The following is a 23,069-nucleotide window of genomic DNA, read 5'->3' as shown; positions in this document are numbered from 1 at the left end:
CTATCTGGTTTTGTTTGTTGACGTTTGTTAATATTCTGCGAATTATTGCGACTATTCCATCGTGATAAGGGAGAGATTAATGAGGCAGGCTTTTAAAGTAGTGCTAGGCATTTTAATGTTGTGGGCCACGGTTGTTCATGCGGAAGTTCGTATTGAGATCACCCAAGGTGTTGATTCTGCGCGTCCTATTGGTGTTGTGCCATTTAAATGGACTGGCGCGGGCAATGCACCTGAAGAGATAGGGGCGATTGTTGGAGCCGATCTTCGCAACAGTGGTAAATTTAACCCTATTGATATCAGCCGCATGCCACAGCAACCAACGACGGCATCTGAGGTGACACCTGCTGGGTGGTCGGCGTTGGGGATTGATGCTGTTGTTGTTGGGCAGATTCAACCCAGTGCGGATGGTGGTTTTTTAATCTCTTATCAGTTGGTTGATACTTCGAGTGCTCCGGGCACAGTACTTGCTCAGGATCAGTTTAAAGTGACCAAACAGTGGTTGCGTTATGCTGCACATACAGCCAGTGATCAAGTATTTGAAAAACTGACGGGCATTAAAGGCGCATTCCGTACTCGTCTGGCTTATATTGTCAAGACTAATGGTGGTAAATACCCGTATGAGCTGCGTGTATCTGATTACGATGGTTACAACCAGTTCACTGTTCACCGTTCGCCAGAACCGTTGATGTCACCGGCATGGTCTTCTGATGGCGCCAAACTGGCTTATGTGACTTTTGAAAGTGGCCGTTCTGCTTTGGTTATTCAAACCTTGGCGAGTGGTGAAGTACGTCAGGTTGCTTCCTTCCCGCGTCATAACGGTGCACCTGCATTTTCCCCTGATGGCAGCAAATTGGCATTTGCTCTATCTAAATCGGGTAGTTTGAATCTTTACGTGATGGATTTGGGTTCAGCTCAAATTCGTCAGGTTACAGATGGCCGCAGTAATAATACTGAGCCAAGTTGGATGCCAGATAACCAGACTTTGGTTTATACCTCTGATCAGGGTGGCCGTCCACAGTTATACAAAATCGATATTAATGGCGGTGCTCCGCAACGTCTCACTTGGGAAGGCACACAAAACCAGGATGCTGATGTGAGTGCAGATGGTAATTTTGTGGTGATGGTCAGCTCAGAGAGTGGTAAGCAGCACATTGCTAAACAAGATCTGGCAACGGGAGCCGTTCAAATTTTGACGGACACGTTCCTGGATGAAACGCCGAGTATCGCACCTAACGGCACTATGGTGATTTATAGCTCCACCCAAGGGTTGGGGACTGTATTGCAGCTAGTTTCGACTGACGGGCGTTTCAAAGCGCGTCTTCCGGCAACCGATGGACAGGTAAAATTTCCTGCTTGGTCGCCGTATCTGTGATGCATAATAATATGTATGGCAAATTTTAAAAGGATCAAAGAGATGCAACTGAACAAAGTGCTAAAAGGGCTGATGTTAGCTTTACCCGTTATGGCCGTAGCAGCGTGTAGTTCTAACAAGAATGCTGATAACGATCAGACTGGTGTAGGCACTGTTAATGAAACTAATGCGGGTCTATCAGCAGAGGAATTAGCTCGTCAGCAAATGCAAGAGCTACAAAACAACAACATCGTATATTTCGGTTTTGACAAATACGATATCAACTCAGATTTTACTCAGCTGTTAGACGCTCACGCAGCATTCCTGCGCAGCAACCCATCTTACAAAGTTGTTGTAGAAGGACATGCTGACGAACGTGGTACTCCTGAGTACAACATCGCATTAGGTGAACGCCGTGCTAATGCAGTGAAAATGTACCTGCAAGGCAAAGGTGTTTCCGGTGAGCAAATCTCTATCGTCTCTTACGGTAAAGAGAAACCTGCTGTACTGGGTCACGACGAAGCAGCCTATGGTAAAAACCGTCGCGCAGTACTGGCATACTAAGAGTAGTTCATGAACAGTAACTTCAGACATCATTTTTTGGGTCTGTCGTTATTGGTTGGCGTAGCGGTTCCTTGGGCCGCTATTGCCCAAGCGCCAATCAGTAATGTCGGATCGGGCTCCACCGACGAGCGTCTTACCCAATTAGAGCGTATTTCTAATGCTCACAGTCAGCTATTAACTCAGCTCCAGCAACAACTAGCTGATTCTCAACGTGATATTGACATGCTTCGAGGGCAGATTCAGGAGAACCAATATCAGCTCAATCAGATTATAGAGCGGCAGAAGGATATTTATCAGCAACTGGAAGGGGCTACCAGTTCTGAGGGGAGTAAGCCTACTGCAAATACCGCTTCTTCAACGGCAAGTAATCGTGGCAATCAGGCATCATCATCTGTCGGCACGGGCGGTGAGAAGGGTGATTATGACGCGGCTGTTCATTTGGCAGTGAATACCAAAGAGTATGATAAAGCGATTGTGGCCTTTCAGAATTTCGTGAAGAGTTACCCAAAATCGAGTTACATGCCTAATGCTAATTACTGGTTAGGGCAACTTCACTATAACAAGGGTAAGAAAGACGAAGCCGCTTATTACTTTGCTACGGTAGTAAAAGAGTATCCTAAGTCGCAGAAGAGTGGTGAATCGCTTTATAAAGTTGGTTTAATCATGCAAGACAAGGGCCAAAAGGATAAAGCGAGATCGGTTTATCAGCAGGTCATGAACCAATATCCTGGTTCGAATGCGGCTAAATTGGCGGAGAAAAAGCTTTCTACGCTGTAATTATTGGCCCCGGAAGGGCGTAGTAATACATTTTCGGGGTTAATCGAGTGCTTAATAAGCATTTAAACGTAATTTGAAAAAATAATCATTGCGTGGCGCGGAGAAATCAGTAATATATGCCGCCGTTGCCGAGAGAAGTCACAAGATGGGTCGTTAGCTCAGTCGGTAGAGCAGTTGACTTTTAATCAATTGGTCGCAGGTTCGAATCCTGCACGACCCACCATCTTGAGGCTTCATTCAAAACAAATTCCCCTAGATGGGTCGTTAGCTCAGTCGGTAGAGCAGTTGACTTTTAATCAATTGGTCGCAGGTTCGAATCCTGCACGACCCACCATCTTAGAGCTTCATTCAAAAACGGATTCCCTAGATGTGTCGTTAGCTCAGTCGGTAGAGCAGTTGATTTTTAATCAATTGGTTGCAGGTTCGAGCCGAGCGAAGCGAGACAACAGCGCGTGAGCGCTGGCCCGAAGGGCGAGGCCATAGGCCGAGTCATCCTGCACGACCCACCATCTTAGAGCTTCATTCAAAACCAACGGATATACATTACGGAATAAACAGGTTTTCCCTGATCGCCTAAGTGTCGGCTAGATGCTTTTGAAATCAATGGAGCTGACATCCAATGGGGCCGGCTCCATGATAAACAAACGCCATAAAGTCTCTAAAATAGTGATGAACTGGTTTTTTCAGTCATATTAAGCACATTCAATATACATGAATATTAGAGCCCATAAATTTAAAGATAGTTTCTGTTCAGTTCACTTTATTGGCTATTATCACTGTAATATTAAGTTGAAAATTTAAATCACTTTATGTGGACCAAAACATTCATAGTGAATAAATTGTTTATCAATTCCCATATCTAATAACTGTTTCGCTACATATTGCATAAAGGGGACTGGACCACAGAAATAGAAATGCATTCCTTCTGTTTTCAATGTCTCATTCAGAACCGTCAGATCCATAAAACCTTTGTGTTGATAATGAATACCTTGTTGATCTTCATCTCTTGGTTCTCGATACCAAATTGTGCTAGCAAAATTCGGCATTGCCTGCGCAATCGCTGCGACTTCATTGCTAAACGCGTGATGGCCGCCGTGTTCCGCCGCATGTAACCAATTAATCTGGCTATTATGGTTTTGCTGGTGGAGGTGATGCAACATGCTCATCATGGGAGTCAGGCCAACCCCCGCTGAAATCAGAGTAACCGGCGTCTCTGGCTTAATATCGAGGAAGAAATCGCCGCGTGGAGCGGCCAGCCAGACGGTATCACCTTGTTGTAGTTTATCGTGCATATGGTTGGAAACGATTCCTTGTGGTTCACGTTTAATTGCAATCCGGTAACTGGAGCCGTTTGGTGCTGCCGTCAGTGAATACTGGCGAATTTCTCGGTTAGCAAAACTATCATCTTCCAAATAAATGCTCAGATACTGGCCAGGTTTGTAATCCATCACTTTCCCGCCATCTTGTGGTACAAATTCAAAGCTACAAATGACATCACTTTTTAGCTCTTTCCGGCTGATATGGAATGGACGCCAGCCACGCCAGCCGCCGTCTGTTGATTCACCACTATGATAGATTTGCTCTTCACGATTGATAAAAACATCAGCGAGCACACCATAAGCTTTTCCCCAGGCGTCCAAAATTTCATTTCCCGGCTGGAACATTTCATCCAACGTTGCCAACAGGTGAGTACCGACAATCTGATAATGCTCTGGTTGAATATTCAGACTAGCGTGTTTATGAGCGATTTTTTCCACTGCGGGTAGTAGTACTTCTAAGTTATCAATATTGGCTGCATAGGCGCAGATCGCATTGAACAAGGCTTCACGCTGATCACCATTAAGTTGATGGCTCATATTAAAGGTGTTTTTCAACTCAGGATTATGTTTAAACATCCGCTCATAGAAATGTGCTGTCAGTTTTGGACCAGTAGCAGAAAGTAGTGGAATAGTTGATTTGACAGTTGCAATAGTTTGGCTATCCAGCATAGTGAAACTCCTGAATTTCTTTCAAGTGGGTAACGAAAGTTATAACATGTAATTTAAATGCAACTTATACTCTTTTGGGGACTTTGTAAATATAGCGTGTGGTCTTTATGGTGAAAAAAATATTCCTAAAAGATATTTACACTAAGGAAAGGACTACTTTAGGTCATAAATTCCGACAAAAGAGGAAAAATGCAGCGTAATTTTCATTACACTATTTAGGACATAGACTTTGCTTGTAATGGATATGCAATCGTTTGCGTAAAATATTTTGTCAAGACTATCTCATTCGGTGAAAAGGGTTTACACTGTGTGCCATTCGGCCCTTTGGGGGTGTTGTTTGAAGAGAAGTTAGCTGAGTCAGGAGAACCCAATGTTAAAGCGTGAAATGAATATTGCTAGTTATGATCCCGAACTATGGCAGGCGATGGAGCAAGAAGTTGTTCGTCAGGAAGAACATATCGAGTTAATTGCTTCTGAAAACTATACCAGCCCAAGAGTTATGCAGGCACAGGGCTCTCAACTTACTAACAAATATGCTGAGGGTTATCCGGGTAAACGCTACTACGGTGGTTGTGAATATGTAGATGTTGTTGAACAGTTAGCTATCGATCGTGCTAAGGCACTATTTGGTGCTGATTATGCCAACGTTCAGCCACACTCTGGTTCTCAGGCGAATGCGGCCGTTTATATGACTTTGCTGCAACCGGGCGATACGGTTCTGGGGATGAATTTGGCACATGGCGGTCATTTGACTCACGGCTCTCCGGTTAACTTTTCTGGTAAGTTATACAACGTTGTACCTTATGGTATCGATGAAAGCGGTAAAATCGATTATGACGATATCGCGGCACAAGCTCAAAAACATCAGCCAAAAATGATTATCGGCGGTTTCTCGGCTTACTCTGGTGTGGTTGATTGGGCAAAGATGCGTGAAATTGCAGATAGCATTGGTGCTTATCTGTTCGTTGATATGGCACACGTTGCTGGCCTAATCGCCGCAGGGGTGTACCCTAACCCGGTTCCTCATGCTCACATCGTCACTACCACGACGCATAAAACACTGGCGGGTCCACGTGGTGGTTTGATCCTGGCGAAAGGTGGCGACGAAGAGTTGTATAAAAAACTGAACTCTTCTGTATTCCCTGGTTGTCAGGGTGGTCCTTTGATGCATGTTATTGCAGGCAAAGCGGTGGCATTGAAAGAAGCAATGGAACCAGAATTCAAAGCATATCAACATCAGGTTGCTGATAACGCGAAAGCTATGGTTGAAGTGTTTTTGGCACGTGGTTACAAAGTAGTTTCTGGCGGTACAGAGAACCACCTGTTCCTGCTGGATCTGGTTGATAAAGACATCACCGGTAAAGATGCTGATGCTGCGTTGGGCCGAGCCAACATTACGGTAAATAAAAATAGCGTGCCTAATGATCCGAAAAGCCCATTTGTCACTTCTGGTGTGCGTGTTGGTACGCCGGCGATTACCCGCCGTGGCTTTAAACAAGCAGAAGCGCGTGAATTAGCTGGCTGGATGTGCGATGTATTGGACAACATCAATGATGAAGCGACCATTGAAACAACTAAGCAGAAAGTTCTGGCTATTTGCGCAAAATATCCGGTTTACGCATAAATTAAAATTTCAATAAGTCATTATATACCCTATGGATTTCAAGATGCATCGCGACGGCAAGGGAGCGAATCCCCGGGAGCATAGCGAACTATGTGACCGGGGTGAGTGAGTGCAGCCAACAAAGAGGCAACTTGAAAGATAACGGGTATAAAACCTGCTCCGGCTAACATTGTTTGCTTAAGTGAGAAATTGAAGAGTGATGTGTGGATTTTTCCTGAGAAATATCCATTTCAAGATAACTCTCAATATCTTAATTGCTTGAGTTAACCAAGTTAGTTAAGGGCGGGTTTTTTGCATTTTTTACCAGGGAGGACTAATGGTTATTCGATCGACGCGCTGGCTGGCGTTAGATTATTTCACGTATTTCTTTTCTTACGGGATATTTTTGCCTTTCTGGGCAGTCTGGCTCCAGGGTGAGGGAATAAAACCCGATATGATGGGGATTTTATTGGGTGCTGGTTTGGTTTCCCGTTTCCTGGGGAGTTTATTAATCACGCCTACCGTTAAAGATCCCGCAAAACTTATTTTTGCGTTGCGCATATCGGCATTACTAACCTTTATTTTCGTTGTTGCCTTTACATTAGGAAATCATTGGGCGTGGCTCCTGTTCGTCATGATTGGCTTCAACCTATTTTTTTCGCCGATGATGCCATTGAGTGATGCGCTGGCAGGAACATGGCAGAAACAATTTCCCTTTGATTATGGGAAAATACGCGTCTGGGGTTCAATTGCCTTTATTATCAGTTCAGCATTAACCGGGGAATTAATTTCTGTCTGGGGACATCGTGCCATCCTCATCACGATATTGTTTAGCGTCTTCTCTACGTTGTTGGTGACATTACTTAGTCCCTCTATCATGCCTGTTGGTGAAACTAAATCTACCAAAGTGGATGTTGTGTCATTTAAACAGTTGTTGTCTGAAAAATCGGTACGTCGATTCCTGTTATGTGTGGCTTTATTGCAGGGAGCCCACGCGGGATATTACAGCTTCAGTGCGATTTACTGGGAAAAGGCAGGTTATTCTGCCTCGGTAGTCGGTTATCTCTGGTCATTGGGCGTAGTGGCTGAAGTGATTATTTTTACTTTGAGTAATAAATTATTTCGGCGCTGGAGTGCCCGTAATCTTCTATTGCTTTCTGGTATATGTGGTGTTGTTCGTTGGGGATTGATGGGAACATTCACTTCATTACCGGTGTTGATTATCGTTCAAATCTTGCATTGTGGTACGTTCACTGTCTGCCATTTGGCAGCGATGCGTTTTATCGGTGCGAGAAAGGAAGGGGAAATTGTGCGTTTGCAAGCGGCCTATTCTGCACTGGCAATGGGGGGCGGTATCGCTGTCATGACGGTAATTGCCGGATTTATGTATGATTATCTTCACAGTGGAATTTTCTGGATGATGGCCTTAGTTGCTTTTCCTGCTATATTCTTGCGACCACAGGTTAAAGCTTATAATTATTAACAATATTTTTGTAAGAAACTAAAGACCTCAATAATATTTTTATGAGATATTATGTCGAATAAATTAACAATAAAAGATATCGCCCGCTTGGCTAATGTCGGTAAATCAACAGTCTCGCGGGTATTAAACAATGAAAATAGTGTAAGTCCACAAGTACGTGAAAGAGTTGAAGCGATTATCCAACAAAATAATTTTATTCCATCTAAATCAGCAAGAGCGATGCGAGTAAAGAGTGACAAAATCATTGCCTTAATTGTGTCACGTCTGGGATCTTTTTCAGAGAATTTATCGATAAGTACCATGTTACCCCTGTTTTACCAGCATGGTTACGACCCTATTATTATGGAAAGCAATTTTGATCCACAGCTTTTACAGGAACATCTACGTCAGTTGGCATTACGTCATGCAGATGGCATTATTTTGTTCGGTTTTACTGGATTGTCAGAAGAGTCTCTTTTCCCTTGGCGGGACAAAATAGTGGTATTTGCCCGTGAATATACGGGTTTTTCTTCTGTATGTTATGACGATATTGGTGCTGTCCGTTTATTGATGAATGAATTCTATCGGCGGGGGCACAGAGATATTAGTTTTCTTGGCGTAGATGATTGTGATACCACGACAGGTTTTCTTCGCCATCAATCCTATCTAGCTTGTTGTGAACAGCAAGATTTGCGCCCACTTTCTGTTCAATGTGATTTAAGCTATCAGAGTGGGTTTCAGCATGTTAATAAGGTATTGAGAGAGAAAACAACAGCTTTAATCTGTGCAACCGATAGTTTGGCGTTAGGTGCATATAAATATTTGCAGCAAAATAATCGGGAAGATATACAAATAGGTAGCATTGGTAATACGCCTTTATTGAATTTTTTATACCCTAACACGCTTTCTATTGATTTAGGTTATAGTGAGGCGGGTAAATATGCAGCTGGTCAATTGATTACTCAAATAAATCGCCAATACCCCAAACAACAAGTAATCATTCCGAGTAAGTTGGCTTAAAAATAAGAAATATTTCCGTCTCAATGTGATCTTCAACCCACTTTTGGGAACGTTCCCATGACAAGCATAACCAAATGATATTAGGATGAAATTAGTTTACTAAGCATGCTAATTAGTAATTGATACTAACTTATGATGACTGGCTATTATGAAAAATAAAATAAATTCTAAAGATATAGAAAAACTAATTACATTAATCGGTGGTTGTGAAAATATAGCCAGTGTAACTCATTGCATTACCCGATTGAGGTTTATATTAGTTGAACCAGTTAAAGCCAAGCCGGATGAGATAAAGAATTTACCGATGGTTAAAGGCTGTTTTACCAATGCAGGGCAATTTCAGGTAGTGATAGGTACCAATGTTGGTGATTATTATCAGGTTTTAAATGGTTATCTTGGTCAATCTGAATTGAATAAAAAAGATAAACAACAGGTTGAGAAAAAAAATATGAAATGGCAAGAGCGTTTCATTTCTAAGTTTGCGGAAATATTTTTTCCCCTCTTACCGGCATTAATTAGCGGTGGGCTTATTCTAGGTTTCCGTAACATTATTGGTGATATTCCTTTTAGTGAAGGTAAAACCTTAGCTCAAATATATCCTATTTGGAAAACAATATATGATTTTTTATGGCTACTAGGAGAGGCAATATTCTTCTATCTGCCAGTGGGTATTTGTTGGTCGGCGGTTAGGATGATGGGTGGAACACCGATATTAGGTATTATATTGGGAATAACACTGGTCTCTCCGCAATTAATGAGCGCTTATCACTTAGGGCAACAAATTCCTGATATATGGAATTTTGGCCTGTTCACGATTGGAAAAGTGGGTTATCAGGCGCAGGTTATTCCGTCACTTTTGGCGGGTATTACTTTGGGGTGGGTTGAAGTTCAGTTAAAACGGGTGGTTCCTAGTTATCTCTATTTAGTGATTGTTCCGGTAGTCTCGTTAATATTGGCAACCTTTTTAGCGCATAGCCTTATTGGGCCATTTGGTCGGTTACTTGGTGATGGGGTAGCTTGGGTTGTTAAGGCGTTGATGACCGGAAGTTTTGCTCCTATTGGCGCTGCTTTATTTGGATTCTTTTACGCGCCGTTGGTGATTACCGGTATACATCAGACCACATTAGCCATAGATATGCAGATGGTTCAAAGTATAGGTGGAACACCGATCTGGCCTATTATTGCATTATCTAATATTGCTCAGGGATCGGCGGTTGTTGGTATTATTTTAGTCAGTAAGAAGCATAATGAACGTGAATTATCCGTGCCTGCGGCTATCTCCGCCTATTTAGGCGTTACTGAGCCGGCAATGTACGGTATTAACATTAAATATCGATTCCCTATGCTCTGTGCCATGATTGGTTCCGGTTTAGCTGGGTTGATTTGTGGGTTGAGTGGTGTATTGGCAAACGGTATTGGTGTGGGTGGTCTGCCAGGTATTCTTTCGATTAAACCGCAATTTTGGCTAATTTACGCATTAGCTATGTTTGTCGCCATCATTGTTCCGTTGATTCTCACGACCGTTGTTTATCGAAAGAAGAATATGACCGGTATGTTAGCTGTTGAATAATGCTGTTAAATCTTCACAAGTAACAGATATAAAAATAACCATTTGGTTATTCAATTCAGGAAATATATTGATAAGGTGTTTTTGATGGACAAAATCATTCCGTGGTGGTTACAAGGTGTCATCTATCAGATATATCCTAAGAGTTTCCAGGATACTACGGGTAGCGGAACAGGCGATCTTAATGGTATTACTTATCGGCTTGATTATTTGAAGAAACTGGGCGTAGATGCTATTTGGGTGACGCCTTTTTACCTCTCACCACAGGTAGATAACGGTTATGATGTCGCTGATTATTATGCGATTGACCCGGCTTACGGCTCAATGGATGATTTTAAGCGTTTGGTTGATGAGGCACATCAACGTGATATCCGTGTCATCGTGGATATTGTTTTCAACCATACCTCGACTCAACATCCTTGGTTTAAACAAGCGCAAGATATTGATAGCCCTTATCGGCAATATTACATTTGGCGGGATGGGGTACCAGGAACCTCGCCTAATAATTGGTTGTCGAAATTTGGTGGTAATGCTTGGGCGTGGCATGAAGCAAGCAAACAGTATTATTTGCACCTGTTTGCTGTTGAGCAGGCCGATCTAAACTGGGAACATGAGCCAGTACGGGCTGAAATGAAAAAGATTTGTGAATTCTGGGCTGGCCTTGGTGTTGATGGCTTCCGTCTGGATGTCATTAACTTGGTTTCTAAGCAGCAAGATTTTCCTGAATCAACTCAGGGGGATGGGCGTCAGTTCTACACCGATGGCCCGCGTATTCATGAATTTCTGCAAGAAATGAACAGAGAAGTATTCCAGCCTGCCGGAGTGATGACGGTCGGGGAAATGTCTTCTACTTCACTGGAACATTGTCAGCGTTATTCTTCATTAGATGGCGAAGAGTTGTCGATGGTTTTTGCTTTTCATCACTTAAAAGTCGATTACCCCAATGGTGAAAAATGGGTTGCAGCGCCGCCCGATTTTATTGAATTGAAGAAAATTTTTGCTAAGTGGCAACAAGGCATGCACGAACGGGCATGGAATGCGCTGTTCTGGTGTAATCACGATCAACCCCGTATTGTTTCACGCTTTGGCGGTGAAGGTGTTTGGCGGGTGCCGTCCGCTAAAATGTTAGCAATGGTACTGCATGGTATGCAGGGAACCCCTTATATCTATCAAGGGGAAGAGCTGGGAATGACTAACCCTCGTTTTTCTCACATTGAAGCGTACCGGGATATAGAAAGTTTAAATATTTATCAAGAGAAGATTGAGCAGGGCAATAATAAACAGCAAATCTTATCGGTCCTGGCGAAGAAATCTCGTGATAATGGTCGAACTCCAATGCAGTGGGATATGACGGCTAATGCAGGGTTTACTCAAGGGGAGCCGTGGATAGCGCTGAATAGTGATTATCAGGATGTGAATGCTGAAAACGCTATGCAGGATGATGATTCAGTTTTTCATTGTTATGCACGCTTAATCAAGCTGCGTAAGGAATATCCTGTATTGACTTATGGTAGCTATGAAGACTTATTACCGTCTCATCCTTCTCTTTGGTGCTATGTGCGTCGTTGGGAAAATCAGACGTTGTTGGTTATTGCCAATCTCAGTGTTGAAGTGCAGGAATGGTCGCTGGACGCTTCTTTATCCGATTGCTCATGGGTTAAATTGATGGGGAACTATCCTGAAAACCAGTTACCTGCAAAAGATATGCAGCTACAGCCTTATGAAGCCGTTTACTGGTTAGCGGAGTAACAATTTATTGGTTAACGAAGTAACAATGGTCTTTATTGTTAAATGAATTGTAGGAGCGGAGGGTAGACCGCATTTTTGCAGTCTACCTGATTACCGTCTTGCCATTCTTATTTAAAATTAACTGGAATTAACGTTTCAACGCTTCTGATAATTCATCACGCATTTCAGCCAGAATATCTTTAACAACGCGTGGATTACCTGCAACAATGTTGCCAGAATGAATATAATTATGACCGCCAACGAAATCAGTTACGATACCGCCAGATTCACGAACTAACAGTTCGCCACCCATAAAATCCCACGGTTTTAGGCCAATTTCAAAGAAACCATCTACCCGGCCAGCCGCAACATAAGCCAGATCCAGAGCAGCCGAACCTGTACGACGGAAATCAGCACAACTAACAAATAATTTACTCAAAATACTAATAAAAACAGTGGAATGATGTTTTGCTTTGAATGGGAAACCTGTTGCCAGAATAGTACCATCCAGATCACGGGCATTGGTGCCACGCAGACGGTAGCCATTTAACTGTGCCCCTTGACCACGGGTTGAGGTGAAAAGCTCATTACGCATTGGATCATAAACAACCGCAACTTCAGTACGGCCTTTAATGCGTACTGCAATAGAAACGGCGAAGTGAGGGAGGCGTTTGATAAAGTTAGTCGTGCCATCCAGTGGATCGATTACCCATTGAATATCAGTATCTTCTCCTGACAACTCGCCACTCTCTTCGGTAATAATCGAGTGTTTGGGATAAGATTTGCGAATAACGTCGATAATGAGCGCTTCTGCGGCTTTGTCAACGTTGGTAACAAAGTCGTTATTGCCTTTTTGGCTAGCTTCAACCGCATCGGGAGTTTCATAATTTTTGGCAATTAGGTTGCCGGCTTTACGCGCTGCGCGTATGGCGATAGTCAGCATTGGATGCATGGGATATCTTCCACCAGGATGTTAAAGAACGGGTAATTAATCGGCGCATAGTATAGCAGTAATTCGGAAAAATGACTAATGCTGTGTTAAGATATTTGGCTCTTATAACCATCCAGACTATTCAGAAGTTGTCATGTTAGAAAATATCCGCATTATCTTGGTTGAAACTTCCCACACCGGAAATATGGGGTCAACCGCCCGGGCAATGAAAACAATGGGATTAACTAATCTTTATCTAGTTAATCCTTTGGTTCAGCCAGACTCTCATGCGATTGCACTTTCTGCGGGTGCTAGCGATGTTATTGGTAATGCGACGATTGTCGATAGTTTGGATAAAGCGCTGGCGGGTTGCGGCTTGGTGATTGGTACCAGCGCCCGTTCAAGAACGTTATCATGGCCGGTGGTCGAACCTCGTGAATGTGGTGAGCGTAGTGTTCAGGAGGCTGCACATGCGCCAGTTGCCATTGTTTTTGGCCGTGAGCGGGTAGGGTTGATCAATGAAGAATTGCAGAAGTGCCATTATCATCTGAATATTCCAACTAATCCGGAGTACGGTTCATTAAATCTGGCAATGGCGGTTCAGCTTGTCAGTTATGAAATCCGTATGGCCTATTTGGCGCGTCAGGATAAAACTGAGCAAAAAAACGATGAAGTGGAATATCCATTAGCTGATGATATGGAACGCTTTTATCATCATTTTGAACGTGTATTAAATGATTCAGGTTTTATTAGGAAAGCGCACCCAGGCCAAATAATGAATAGATTAAGGCGGCTTTTTACCCGTGCCCGGCCTGAGATGCAGGAACTGAATATTCTGCGTGGCATCCTGTCCTCCGTTGAAAAATGGGCGAAGAAATAGTTGAGTAAATTACTAGGTTAAATAGTTGACTAAAACACTCAGGAATGACACAATTTATTCATATTTCACCACGGGGTAATTCATTTATGAGATTGACATCTAAAGGGCGTTATGCAGTAACTGCCATGCTTGATGTGGCGTTACACTCACAAGAAGGTCCGGTACCATTGGCCGACATTTCTGAACGTCAGGGTATTTCCCTCTCCTATCTTGAACAGCTATTTTCGCGCTTGCGCAAAAATGGTCTGGTTTCAAGTGTCCGTGGTCCGGGTGGCGGTTACTTGTTGGGCAAAGATGCCAGTGAAATTGTTGTTGCCGAAGTGATTTTCGCAGTTGATGAATCAGTAGATGCTACCCGTTGTCAGGGTAGAGAAGGGTGTCAGGGCGGTGATCGCTGTCTGACTCATACTTTATGGCGCGATTTAAGTGATCGTATTACCGGTTTCCTGAGCGGTATCAGTTTAGAAGAATTAGTCAATAACCAAGAAGTATTGGACGTTGCTGGTCGCCAGGATAACGATAAACGCCGTGCACCTAACGGCAGAGCACAAGAAACAATTAATGTCAATCTGCGTCCATAAGCAGAACTTGTGATGAATTGAAGTATTAGAAGTAGGGAGTATGTGAGCAATGAAATTACCAATTTATTTAGATTACTCAGCAACGACACCGGTTGATCCGCGTGTTGCTGAAAAGATGATGAACTATCTGACCAGGGACGGGATATTTGGTAACCCCGCTTCTCGTTCACATCGTTTCGGCTGGCAGGCTGAAGAAGCGGTTGATATTGCCCGTAATCAGATTGCTGATTTAGTGGGTGCGGATCCGCGTGAAATTGTTTTTACTTCTGGCGCAACGGAATCTGACAACCTTGCCATTAAAGGGGCGGCTAATTTTTACCAGAAAAAGGGCAAGCACATCATCACCAGCAAAACTGAGCATAAAGCGGTGCTGGATACTTGCCGTCAATTGGAACGTGAAGGATTTGCAGTCACTTATTTGGCACCTCAGAGCAACGGGTTGATTGATTTAAACGATCTGGAAGCCGCGGTGCGTGATGACACCATTCTGATTTCTATCATGCATGTTAACAATGAAATTGGTGTGGTACAGGATATTGCCGCTATCGGCGAAATGTGTCGCAGTCGCGGTATCGTTTTCCATGTTGATGCTACTCAGAGCGTAGGCAAGCTGCCAATTGACTTAACCAAATTGAAAGTCGATCTGATGTCTTTCTCGGCCCATAAGATTTATGGGCCGATGGGGATTGGCGCGCTGTACGTTCGCCGTAAACCACGCATTCGTATTGAAGCACAGCAGCATGGTGGCGGTCATGAACGTGGAATGCGTTCTGGTACTTTGCCTGTTCATCAGATTGTGGGTATGGGTGAAGCTTACCGTATTGCTAAGCAGGAAATGGAGAGTGAATCCCAGCGTCTGCGTGGTCTGCGGTTGCGCCTGTGGCAGGGTATCAAAGATATCGAAGAGGTCTTCCTTAACGGAGATTTAGAGCACGGGGCGCCACATATTCTGAATGTCAGCTTCAACTATGTTGAAGGTGAATCACTGATGATGTCATTAAAAGATCTGGCGGTTTCTTCGGGTTCTGCATGTACTTCCGCCAGCTTGGAGCCTTCCTACGTATTGCGTGCGTTGGGGATGAATGACGAACTGGCTCACAGCTCTATCCGTTTCTCTTTAGGGCGCTTTACGACAGAAGAAGAGATCGACTATGCCATTGAACTGATTCACAAATCTATTGGCCGCCTGCGTGAACTTTCTCCACTGTGGGAAATGTTTAGACAAGGTGTGGATCTAAATAGTATCGAATGGTCTCATCATTAATCAGACGGTTTCAGGAGTAATAACATGGCTTACAGCGAAAAAGTAATTGATCACTATGAAAATCCACGTAACGTCGGTTCTTTCGATAGTGAAGATCCTATGGTTGGCAGCGGCATGGTCGGTGCCCCTGCGTGTGGTGACGTCATGAAACTGCAAATCAAAGTCAATAATGAAGGCATTATTGAAGATGCGCGTTTCAAAACTTACGGTTGCGGTTCTGCGATTGCTTCCAGCTCTTTAGTGACTGAATGGATGAAGGGCAAATCTCTGGAGCAGGCAGAAGCGATTAAAAATACTGAAATTGCAGATGAATTAGAACTGCCGCCAGTGAAAATCCACTGCTCTATTCTGGCGGAAGATGCGATTAAAGCAGCGATTGCGGATTACAAAAGTAAACGCCAGGGCAAATAATTGCCCTTGATAATAAGAAAATAGAAAAAAATTTGGTGGATACTGGCTGTTACATACCATCCGATATCCGCCTTTGCTGGTTTTAATAAGTGAGGTTGTTGTATGTCAATTTCCCTTACAGAAAGTGCCGCACAACGCGTTTCGTCATTCCTGGGTAACCGTGGAACAGGTGTTGGTTTGCGTCTGGGCGTCAGAACATCAGGCTGCTCAGGTATGGCCTATCTGCTTGAATTTGCTGATATGATTAACGAAGATGACACTGTGTTTGAAGATAAGGGTGTCAAAGTTATCGTAGATGGCAAGAGCATGGTCTATCTCGACGGTACGGAACTGGATTTTGTTAAAGAGGGCCTTAACGAAGGCTTTAAATTCAACAACCCAAATGTTTCCAGCGAATGTGGTTGTGGAGAGAGTTTTAACGTTTAATTCCGTTTTTCGGCCAAATCCAGAGTAAGTTTAGATTATGGACTATTTCACTTTATTTGGGCTGCCGGCTCGTTATGCTGTTGATCGTGAACAACTGGCAAGCTGTTATCAAGAATTGCAGCGTCAGTTTCATCCGGATCGCTTTGCTAGTCAGCCAGAGCGTGAAAAAACGCTGGCGTTGCAGCAGGCAGTGACTATCAATGACGGTTATCAAACGCTCAAACATCCACTGAAACGCGCTGAATATATGCTCTCTCTGCATGGTTTTGATTTAGCCAATGAACAGCACACCATGAATGACAACGCTTTCCTGATGGAACAGCTTATGTTGCGGGAAGAATTGGAAAGTATTGCCAGTGAAACCGATGCAGAAGTGGCATTAGCTGATTTTGCTGCTCGTCTGGACGGGATGATTAAAACCCGTAGTCAGCTAATGGTGCAGCAATTAGATGAACAGCAGTGGGAGCAAGCAGCCGATACGGTACGTAAATTACGTTTTCTCGATAAATTGCAACAGCAGATTGAGCAACTGGAAGAACGTTTACTGGACGACTTTTAAGGAAAGCGCATATGGCTTTATTACAAATTAGCGAGCCGGGTTTATCCGCTGCACCACATCAACGTCGTTTAGCTGTCGGTATTGATTTAGGCACGACACATTCATTAGTTGCCACTGTTCGCAGTGGGCAAGCGGAAACATTGATGGATAGTGAAGATCGTTCCCTGCTTCCTTCGGTTGTTCGCTACCATGAAAAGGGCCTTGAAATTGGTTGGCAGGCCCGTCAACAGGCTGCGTGTGATCCCGCGAATACCATCAGTTCAGTAAAACGTATGATGGGCCGCTCTCTGGCTGACATTCAGCAACGTTATCCAAATCTTCCTTATCAATTTCAAGCGAGTGAAAACGGGTTGCCGTTGATCAATACCGCAACCGGTTTGGTCGATCCTATTCAGGTTTCTGCTGAAATTCTTAAATCTCTAGCGCAGCGTGCAGAAGAGACACTGGATGGGAAACTTGATGGTGTTGTGATCACTGTTCCTGCCTACTTTGATGATGCACAGCGTCAGGGAACAAAAGATGCGGCGCGTTTAGCTGGGTTACATGTTCTGCGTTTGCTTAATGAACCGACTGCCGCTGCGGTTGCCTACGGGCTGGATTCTGGTCAAGAAGGTGTGATTGCGGTTTATGATTTAGGTGGCGGAACATTTGACGTTTCTATTCTGCGGTTAAGTCGTGGTGTTTTTGAAGTGTTGGCAACCGGTGGCGATACTGCCCTTGGCGGTGATGATTTCGATTTGATACTGGCTGACTGGATCAGTGAACAGGCGGGGATTGGCAATCGAAATGACCATAGTTTGCAACGTCAGCTACTGGATATGGCTACTCAGGTAAAAATCACCTTGAGTGATGCTGATATTGCAGCGATAAACATTGCCGGTTGGCAAGGTAAAATCACTCGTTGTGAATTTGAAGCCCTGATAACCCCGTTGATAAAACGCACTTTACTGGCAAGTCGCCGGGCATTGAAAGATGCAGAAGTCTCTGCGGGTGAGGTTCTACAGGTGATTATGGTGGGTGGTTCAACCCGTATACCGTTGGTTCGTCACAGGGTTGGTGAATTTTTTGGCCGCGAACCGCTGACTTCCATTGATCCTGATAAAGTGGTAGCTGTGGGTGCTTCGATTCAGGCGGATATTCTGGTGGGTAACAAGCCAGATAGTGACATGCTACTGTTGGATGTGATCCCGCTTTCACTTGGGCTGGAAACGATGGGGGGCTTGGTTGAAAAAGTTATCCCACGTAACACGACCATTCCGGTTGCCAAAGCGCAGGAATTCACCACCTTCAAAGACGGCCAGAGTGCAATGAGTATTCATGTGGTGCAAGGGGAAAGAGAATTGGTAAGTGATTGCCGTTCACTGGCCCGTTTTACCCTACGTGGTATTCCGCCATTACCGGCTGGTGGGGCCCATATCCGGGTCACTTTCCAGGTAGATGCTGATGGTTTGCTGAATGTCAGTGCGTTGGAGAAATCCACTGGCGTCGAAGCTTCTATTCAGGTGAAGCCTTCCTATGGCTTATCTGATGAAGAAATCGCTCGCATGATAAAAGATTCTATGGCAAATGCTCAGGAAGATATCAGTGTGCGCAAACTGGCAGAACAAAAAGTTGAAGCGGCACGGGTACTGGAAAGTGTCACCAAGGCGTTAGAAAAAGATGCCGATCTACTGAATGAACAAGAACAGGCGGCAATTGATGCTGCCGTGGAAATACTTATAAAAAGCGTTCAGGGCAGTGATCCTGAAATTATTGAAAACGCAATTAAACAACTGGATAAGCAAACGCAGGAATTTGCTGCCCGCCGGATGAATTCATCTATTCGTCGGGCGTTGGCGGGCCATTCTGTGGACGAGATTTAATTATGCCAAAAATTGTATTTTTACCTCATAACGATCTTTGCCCTGATGGTGCGGTTCTGGAAGCCAAAGAGGGGGAATCCATTCTGAATGTTGCATTGCGCAATGGGATTGAGATTGAGCATGCTTGTGAAAAATCCTGTGCTTGCACAACTTGCCACTGTATCGTTCGTGAAGGTTTCGATTCACTAGAAGAGAGTTCTGAACTGGAAGATGACATGCTGGATAAAGCTTGGGGGCTGGAACCGGAAAGTCGTCTGAGTTGTCAGGCTAAAGTTTCTGACGAAGATTTGGTGATAGAAATTCCAAAATACACCATTAACCATGCCCGTGAGCACTGATTGGCAGGAGAAAAATAAATGAGCCTGAAATGGTCCAACAGCCGTGAAATCGGTGAAGCGCTATATGACAAATTCCCAGAGGTGGACCCAAAAACCGTTCGCTTTGCTGATATGCACCAGTGGATTTGTGAACTGGATGACTTTGATGATGTGCCTGAAAAATCCAATGAAAAGATTTTAGAAGCAATTCTGCTCGTTTGGTTAGATGAGTTTGAATAACAAATAGCATTAATTTGTTATTTATCTGTCATCGTTTTAAGTTAGGCTGAACTTCAATGAAAAACTGGCTTTGGCCGGTTTTTTTATAGGATGAATATCTGGCAGACGAAGAATTATATCGGTAGAAGCTTGAATAAGCTTCTCACTGCCATTAAGCGGTAATAATAAGAGGTGAGAAAAGAATGACTAAACAAATCATGCCAATAACACTGTCTTATGAACCAGCAGCAGCTTGCTGGGGTGAAAAAGCGCTGATTAGTTCCAGTGATCAAGGGGTGATGATTCATCTGGTGGGTAAAGGTAAATTAGGGGCGGTTCAACGTGCTGGACGTAAAATTGACGGGCAGGGAATTCGTCATGTAGCTCTGGTTGGCGAAGGTTGGGATTTGGAGAAAAGTTGGGCTTTCTGGCAAGGATTCCGTGCGCCAAAAGGCAACCGTTCTATCGAATGGCCTCAATTGCCTGCGGCTGAAAAACAGGAATTGGAAAGCAGAATTAAAATTATTGATTGGGTGCGTGACACGATCAATATGTCGGCGGAAGAGCTTGGGCCGGAGCAATTGGCGAAGCGTGCGATAGACCTGATGTGTGGCATGGCTGGTGAGTCAGTAAGTTATCGCATTATTAAAGGCGAAGATTTACGTGAACAGGGTTATGCTGGCATTCATACCGTTGGCCGTGGTTCTTCTCGTGATCCGATCTTGTTGGCGTTGGATTACAACCCAACTGACAACCCACAAGCGCCGGTGTTTGCCTGCCTGGTAGGTAAAGGCGTCACATTTGATACTGGTGGTTACAGTCTGAAACAATCTTCCTTTATGGATTCCATGAAATCGGATATGGGTGGAGCAGCAACTCTGACAGGCGCATTGGCGCTGGCAATCAGTCGTGGCTTGAAACAGCGAGTTAAACTGTTCCTCTGCATAGCGGATAACATGGTCAGCGGTAACGCCTTTAAACTGGGTGATGTTATTCATTACCGTAATGGCAAATCTGTTGAAGTGATGAATACGGATGCGGAAGGTCGTCTGGTGCTGGCTGATGGTTTAATTGATGCCAGTAAAGAGAAAGCGAAATTAATCATTGATGCGGCAACCTTGACCGGTGCAGCGAAAACAGCGGTGGGTAATGACTACCACTCTGTACTCAGCTTTGATGACAAACTGGCGGCTGATCTGTTGGCGGCGGCTGCATCCGAGAATGAATTGTTCTGGCGTTTACCATTAGCTGAATTCCATCGTAGCCAACTGCCATCGAATTTTGCTGATTTAAACAACGTTGCTGCGCCATCGCATACTGCGGGTGCCAGTACCGCGGCGGCTTTCCTGTCTCACTTTGTGGAAGAATACCAAAAAGGTTGGGTTCACATTGATTGCTCGGCAACTTATCGTAAATCTGCGGTAGAACATTGGTCTGCTGGTGCAACAGGTTATGGGGTTCGTTCGATTGCTAATTTGTTGTTGGCGAAGGCAAAATAAATTTATTTTATCTAAAAAACTGATTGGAGATTTTTATGAGTTCATTAAGTGAATTAACTTCGGTTGAGATGGATGTTCCAAGTGGTAGTAAAATAACACTTAGCCAACCGGAAGAATATCCTTCGCAGCTCATTGAAGCTTTGGTCAGTTTATTTAGCCAACGTAAACCTGTTCGCCGTGCTTTTATTATTCAAGCCCATGATAAAAATGTGGATGAAAATCCTAATCTATTAATTGGGTTGGAAATAAATGGCACCGTAGATGAAATTGAACAACTGATCCATGAAGCGGGCAGTATTGCTTGTGAATACACATCAGAAGAAGAACCGATTGACTTCTGTTTAGTTGATGAAAAAGAGCGTGGCATCAGCCATTATTTAATTCAGCATACGCAGCCATTTTACCAGCGTAAATTAGGTAGTTGGTTACGGGGAAATATTCCGGTAATGAATAAATGACTATTTAGCGAGTGATAAATAGTGGTCGGTAGAATTGGGAGCTTCCATTTATTACCACAACCATTACCGAATCAAGTAGAAATTAAAGAGTCTGAGTCCAGTAAAATACCGGGCTCAGACTTGGACATAATTAGAACCCTCTGGGCAAAATAATCCACAGTTTCCATCATTTTCTCCATGAATTATGAGGCAGTGGATAATCTGTTATTCCCACATATTTGCCGCTTCCTAATGTGGCTCTCAACGGGGAAACTCCGCACACCAAAATAAAGATCCTCGCTACGATCGCGACCGGGGGATGGCAGACGATCAAGAATGTCCGTCATGGTCACACGCAACGAAGTGGCATAAGCTTCCGCGACATCACCCCCCATCGACGCATAGAATAGAGTTTGATTGCACGAATATGCTCTCTGGCCTTCTTAGTAAACCGAACGCTCATCCCTAAGCCTTACCCTCAAGTTCATCAACTGTTAGCGGCGCAAACACATCATCAATGCTATGTAATTCACTACGATCAGCCTGTGCAATAGATTCAGCCAAAACGGCTTTTAAACTCTGTAGCTTGAGCTGTGCGAACTGGTCATACTCTTCAGGAGAGATAACCACGGCCACATGCTTACCATGCTTACTAATTGTCACTGGCTCACGCTGAACTTTCATAAGCAGATCACCAAACTGATTCTTAGCTAGCTGTGCGGGAATAATTTCCATACATCACCTACCGTCTAAAATGGCTCGAATAGCTATTATGGCTAAAATGGCATGTAATTACCAGTAATCAGAAACGGCCAACCATAAACGGAATGATCCGTAACGATCCTAAATATGGGGAAAAAGGAGAAAATGCGTAATAGACTTCCTTGGATGCGCCCTTATAAGTATCAAGTCGTTATTTGTATACTGTTGGTCTGGCGCTCCCGATTACTCAATAGAGTAAATAGTTCTCTTAATATAAATAAGGTCGAGATAATTATAATTCAGTTTTATTTCATATATATGGTAATGTTAAATAGGTTATTGAAAATAATAAAATCCAATGACAAAGATAATTGCGAAACGAATAAAATCAAATCATAATAACCTATAAATAATTCAGTTATTATATTAACTCTTTTTTTAAATAAAATCATTCTCAACTGATATTTCTATTTTTACAATAAATCCAATTTAATTTTCTCAAGAGAAAACTTTATAGAATAGATAAAGTATTATCTGGTAATACATATTTCCATTATTTTTGTGGCCTATTCTAATAGTTGCTTTATAAAATTATTAATAATGATTTTATAAAAACTTTTAATTTCACTGTATGTATAGTTAAATTGGTAATAATTTTAAAAAGGAAACACTAATAAGAAATTAGCGATATTTTTTGTCTTAAATAGCTATGTTGTATAAAACAATTGTTTATTTGTTTTATGCTATTTTTATCACGTTTATATTAAAAAAGTATGTTAATTGTTTTTTACGTAATTAAATTTAGTGTTACTTTTATGTGGCAGGACTTTTAATTGCGTGGCTGGGATAGCCCATCACTTCTGGGTTTTATTGACAGATGTTGAGTTAAATAGAAAGGTTTTTATACCTAATAGATTTCGA

20 protein-coding genes, 3 tRNA genes and 2 pseudogenes are annotated in these 23,069 nt (G+C 43.3%); 22 read left to right on the top strand and 3 right to left on the bottom strand.

The window, feature by feature from the left end; all coding sequences use genetic code 11:
• Nucleotides 1-79: 79 nt before the first annotated feature.
• The 6 genes from tolB to KZ793_RS00725 all read left to right on the top strand — a co-directional run bounded on the left by tolB (nt 80) and on the right by KZ793_RS00725 (nt 3,201).
• Nucleotides 80-1,372: a Tol-Pal system beta propeller repeat protein TolB gene (gene tolB / locus KZ793_RS00750; RefSeq protein ID WP_225812667.1), complete on the top strand. Its 1,293-nt coding sequence runs from the start codon at nt 80-82 to the stop codon at nt 1,370-1,372.
• Nucleotides 1,373-1,414: 42 nt separating this feature from the next.
• Nucleotides 1,415-1,915 (top strand): peptidoglycan-associated lipoprotein Pal, encoded by a 501-nt coding sequence (pal, locus tag KZ793_RS00745; RefSeq protein ID WP_139656403.1) that lies wholly within the window; start codon nt 1,415-1,417, stop codon nt 1,913-1,915.
• Between the two features lie 9 nt (nt 1,916-1,924).
• Entirely contained in the window at nt 1,925-2,692 is a 768-nt protein-coding gene (gene cpoB / locus KZ793_RS00740) for a cell division protein CpoB (protein ID WP_225812665.1), read from the top strand.
• Nucleotides 2,693-2,839: 147 nt separating this feature from the next.
• Nucleotides 2,840-2,915 (top strand) — tRNA-Lys (locus KZ793_RS00735).
• Nucleotides 2,916-2,950: 35 nt separating this feature from the next.
• A tRNA-Lys gene (locus KZ793_RS00730) sits at nt 2,951-3,026 on the top strand.
• A gap of 35 nt (nt 3,027-3,061) precedes the next feature.
• A tRNA-Lys gene (locus KZ793_RS00725) sits at nt 3,062-3,201 on the top strand.
• A gap of 288 nt (nt 3,202-3,489) precedes the next feature.
• On the opposite strand, the pseudogene hmpA reads toward KZ793_RS00725, so the two are convergent.
• A pseudogene (gene hmpA, locus KZ793_RS00720) lies at nt 3,490-4,683 on the bottom strand (NO-inducible flavohemoprotein); the annotation flags it as partial.
• Nucleotides 4,684-5,050: 367 nt separating this feature from the next.
• On the opposite strand from hmpA, the gene glyA reads away from it, so the two are divergent.
• The 5 genes from glyA (at nt 5,051) to treC (ending at nt 12,081) form a co-directional block, all read left to right on the top strand.
• Nucleotides 5,051-6,304 carry a serine hydroxymethyltransferase gene (gene glyA, locus KZ793_RS00715; RefSeq protein ID WP_225812661.1) on the top strand — a complete coding sequence of 418 codons (1,254 nt, stop codon included), beginning with the start codon at nt 5,051-5,053 and terminating at the stop codon, nt 6,302-6,304.
• Between the two features lie 316 nt (nt 6,305-6,620).
• Nucleotides 6,621-7,766 (top strand): 3-phenylpropionate MFS transporter, encoded by a 1,146-nt coding sequence (locus KZ793_RS00710; RefSeq protein WP_225812659.1) that lies wholly within the window; start codon nt 6,621-6,623, stop codon nt 7,764-7,766.
• Nucleotides 7,767-7,817: 51 nt separating this feature from the next.
• Nucleotides 7,818-8,765: a trehalose operon repressor TreR gene (gene treR / locus KZ793_RS00705; protein WP_225812657.1), complete on the top strand. Its 948-nt coding sequence runs from the start codon at nt 7,818-7,820 to the stop codon at nt 8,763-8,765.
• 148 nt (nt 8,766-8,913) lie between these two features.
• On the top strand, nt 8,914-10,335 hold the full coding sequence (treB, locus tag KZ793_RS00700) for a PTS trehalose transporter subunit IIBC (protein ID WP_225812655.1): 1,422 nt from the start codon (nt 8,914-8,916) through the stop codon (nt 10,333-10,335).
• Nucleotides 10,336-10,419: 84 nt separating this feature from the next.
• A complete protein-coding gene (treC, locus tag KZ793_RS00695; RefSeq protein ID WP_225812653.1) occupies nt 10,420-12,081 on the top strand; it encodes an alpha,alpha-phosphotrehalase in 1,662 nt (553 codons plus the stop codon).
• A 127-nt stretch (nt 12,082-12,208) separates the two neighbouring features.
• On the opposite strand, the gene suhB is transcribed toward treC, so the two are convergent.
• The gene (suhB, locus tag KZ793_RS00690; protein ID WP_225812651.1) at nt 12,209-13,012 is read right to left on the bottom strand and encodes an inositol-1-monophosphatase; all 804 of its coding nucleotides are present in this window, start codon (nt 13,010-13,012) and stop codon (nt 12,209-12,211) included.
• Nucleotides 13,013-13,145: 133 nt separating this feature from the next.
• Here suhB and trmJ point away from each other — a divergent pair, with 133 nt between their 5' ends.
• The 11 genes and pseudogenes from trmJ to KZ793_RS00635 form a co-directional block, all read left to right on the top strand.
• Nucleotides 13,146-13,871: a tRNA (cytosine(32)/uridine(32)-2'-O)-methyltransferase TrmJ gene (gene trmJ / locus KZ793_RS00685; RefSeq protein WP_118985746.1), complete on the top strand. Its 726-nt coding sequence runs from the start codon at nt 13,146-13,148 to the stop codon at nt 13,869-13,871.
• Nucleotides 13,872-13,957: 86 nt separating this feature from the next.
• The gene (gene iscR / locus KZ793_RS00680; protein WP_225812649.1) at nt 13,958-14,452 is read left to right on the top strand and encodes a Fe-S cluster assembly transcriptional regulator IscR; all 495 of its coding nucleotides are present in this window, start codon (nt 13,958-13,960) and stop codon (nt 14,450-14,452) included.
• A 49-nt stretch (nt 14,453-14,501) separates the two neighbouring features.
• A complete protein-coding gene (locus tag KZ793_RS00675; protein WP_225812647.1) occupies nt 14,502-15,716 on the top strand; it encodes an IscS subfamily cysteine desulfurase in 1,215 nt (404 codons plus the stop codon).
• A gap of 24 nt (nt 15,717-15,740) precedes the next feature.
• Nucleotides 15,741-16,127, top strand: coding sequence for a Fe-S cluster assembly scaffold IscU (gene iscU, locus KZ793_RS00670; RefSeq protein ID WP_225812645.1), 387 nt, complete (start codon nt 15,741-15,743; stop codon nt 16,125-16,127).
• A 102-nt stretch (nt 16,128-16,229) separates the two neighbouring features.
• Entirely contained in the window at nt 16,230-16,553 is a 324-nt protein-coding gene (gene iscA / locus KZ793_RS00665) for an iron-sulfur cluster assembly protein IscA (RefSeq protein ID WP_118985750.1), read from the top strand.
• Nucleotides 16,554-16,590: 37 nt separating this feature from the next.
• Complete coding sequence (gene hscB / locus KZ793_RS00660) at nt 16,591-17,112, top strand: co-chaperone HscB (protein ID WP_225812643.1); 522 nt, start codon at nt 16,591-16,593, stop codon at nt 17,110-17,112.
• Between the two features lie 11 nt (nt 17,113-17,123).
• A complete protein-coding gene (gene hscA / locus KZ793_RS00655) occupies nt 17,124-18,974 on the top strand; it encodes a Fe-S protein assembly chaperone HscA (RefSeq protein WP_225812641.1) in 1,851 nt (616 codons plus the stop codon).
• A gap of 2 nt (nt 18,975-18,976) precedes the next feature.
• Entirely contained in the window at nt 18,977-19,312 is a 336-nt protein-coding gene (gene fdx, locus KZ793_RS00650) for an ISC system 2Fe-2S type ferredoxin (protein WP_118985753.1), read from the top strand.
• Between the two features lie 18 nt (nt 19,313-19,330).
• A complete protein-coding gene (iscX, locus tag KZ793_RS00645; protein WP_118985754.1) occupies nt 19,331-19,531 on the top strand; it encodes a Fe-S cluster assembly protein IscX in 201 nt (66 codons plus the stop codon).
• Between the two features lie 182 nt (nt 19,532-19,713).
• Nucleotides 19,714-21,009, top strand: coding sequence for an aminopeptidase PepB (pepB, locus tag KZ793_RS00640; RefSeq protein WP_225812639.1), 1,296 nt, complete (start codon nt 19,714-19,716; stop codon nt 21,007-21,009).
• Between the two features lie 65 nt (nt 21,010-21,074).
• Nucleotides 21,075-21,467 (top strand): annotated as a pseudogene (locus KZ793_RS00635) (enhanced serine sensitivity protein SseB C-terminal domain-containing protein); the annotation flags it as partial.
• Nucleotides 21,468-21,911: 444 nt separating this feature from the next.
• Here the strand turns inward: KZ793_RS00635 and KZ793_RS00630 are convergent.
• Nucleotides 21,912-22,181 (bottom strand): type II toxin-antitoxin system Phd/YefM family antitoxin, encoded by a 270-nt coding sequence (locus tag KZ793_RS00630; RefSeq protein ID WP_225812625.1) that lies wholly within the window; start codon nt 22,179-22,181, stop codon nt 21,912-21,914.
• Nucleotides 22,182-23,069 lie beyond the last annotated feature (888 nt).

Origin of the sequence: Photorhabdus antumapuensis (genome assembly GCF_020387775.1) — a bacterium.
GTDB lineage: Bacteria > Pseudomonadota > Gammaproteobacteria > Enterobacterales > Enterobacteriaceae > Photorhabdus > Photorhabdus antumapuensis.
Note: the sequence above shows the minus strand (reverse complement) of the source record. Positions and strands in the feature narration are given on the sequence as shown.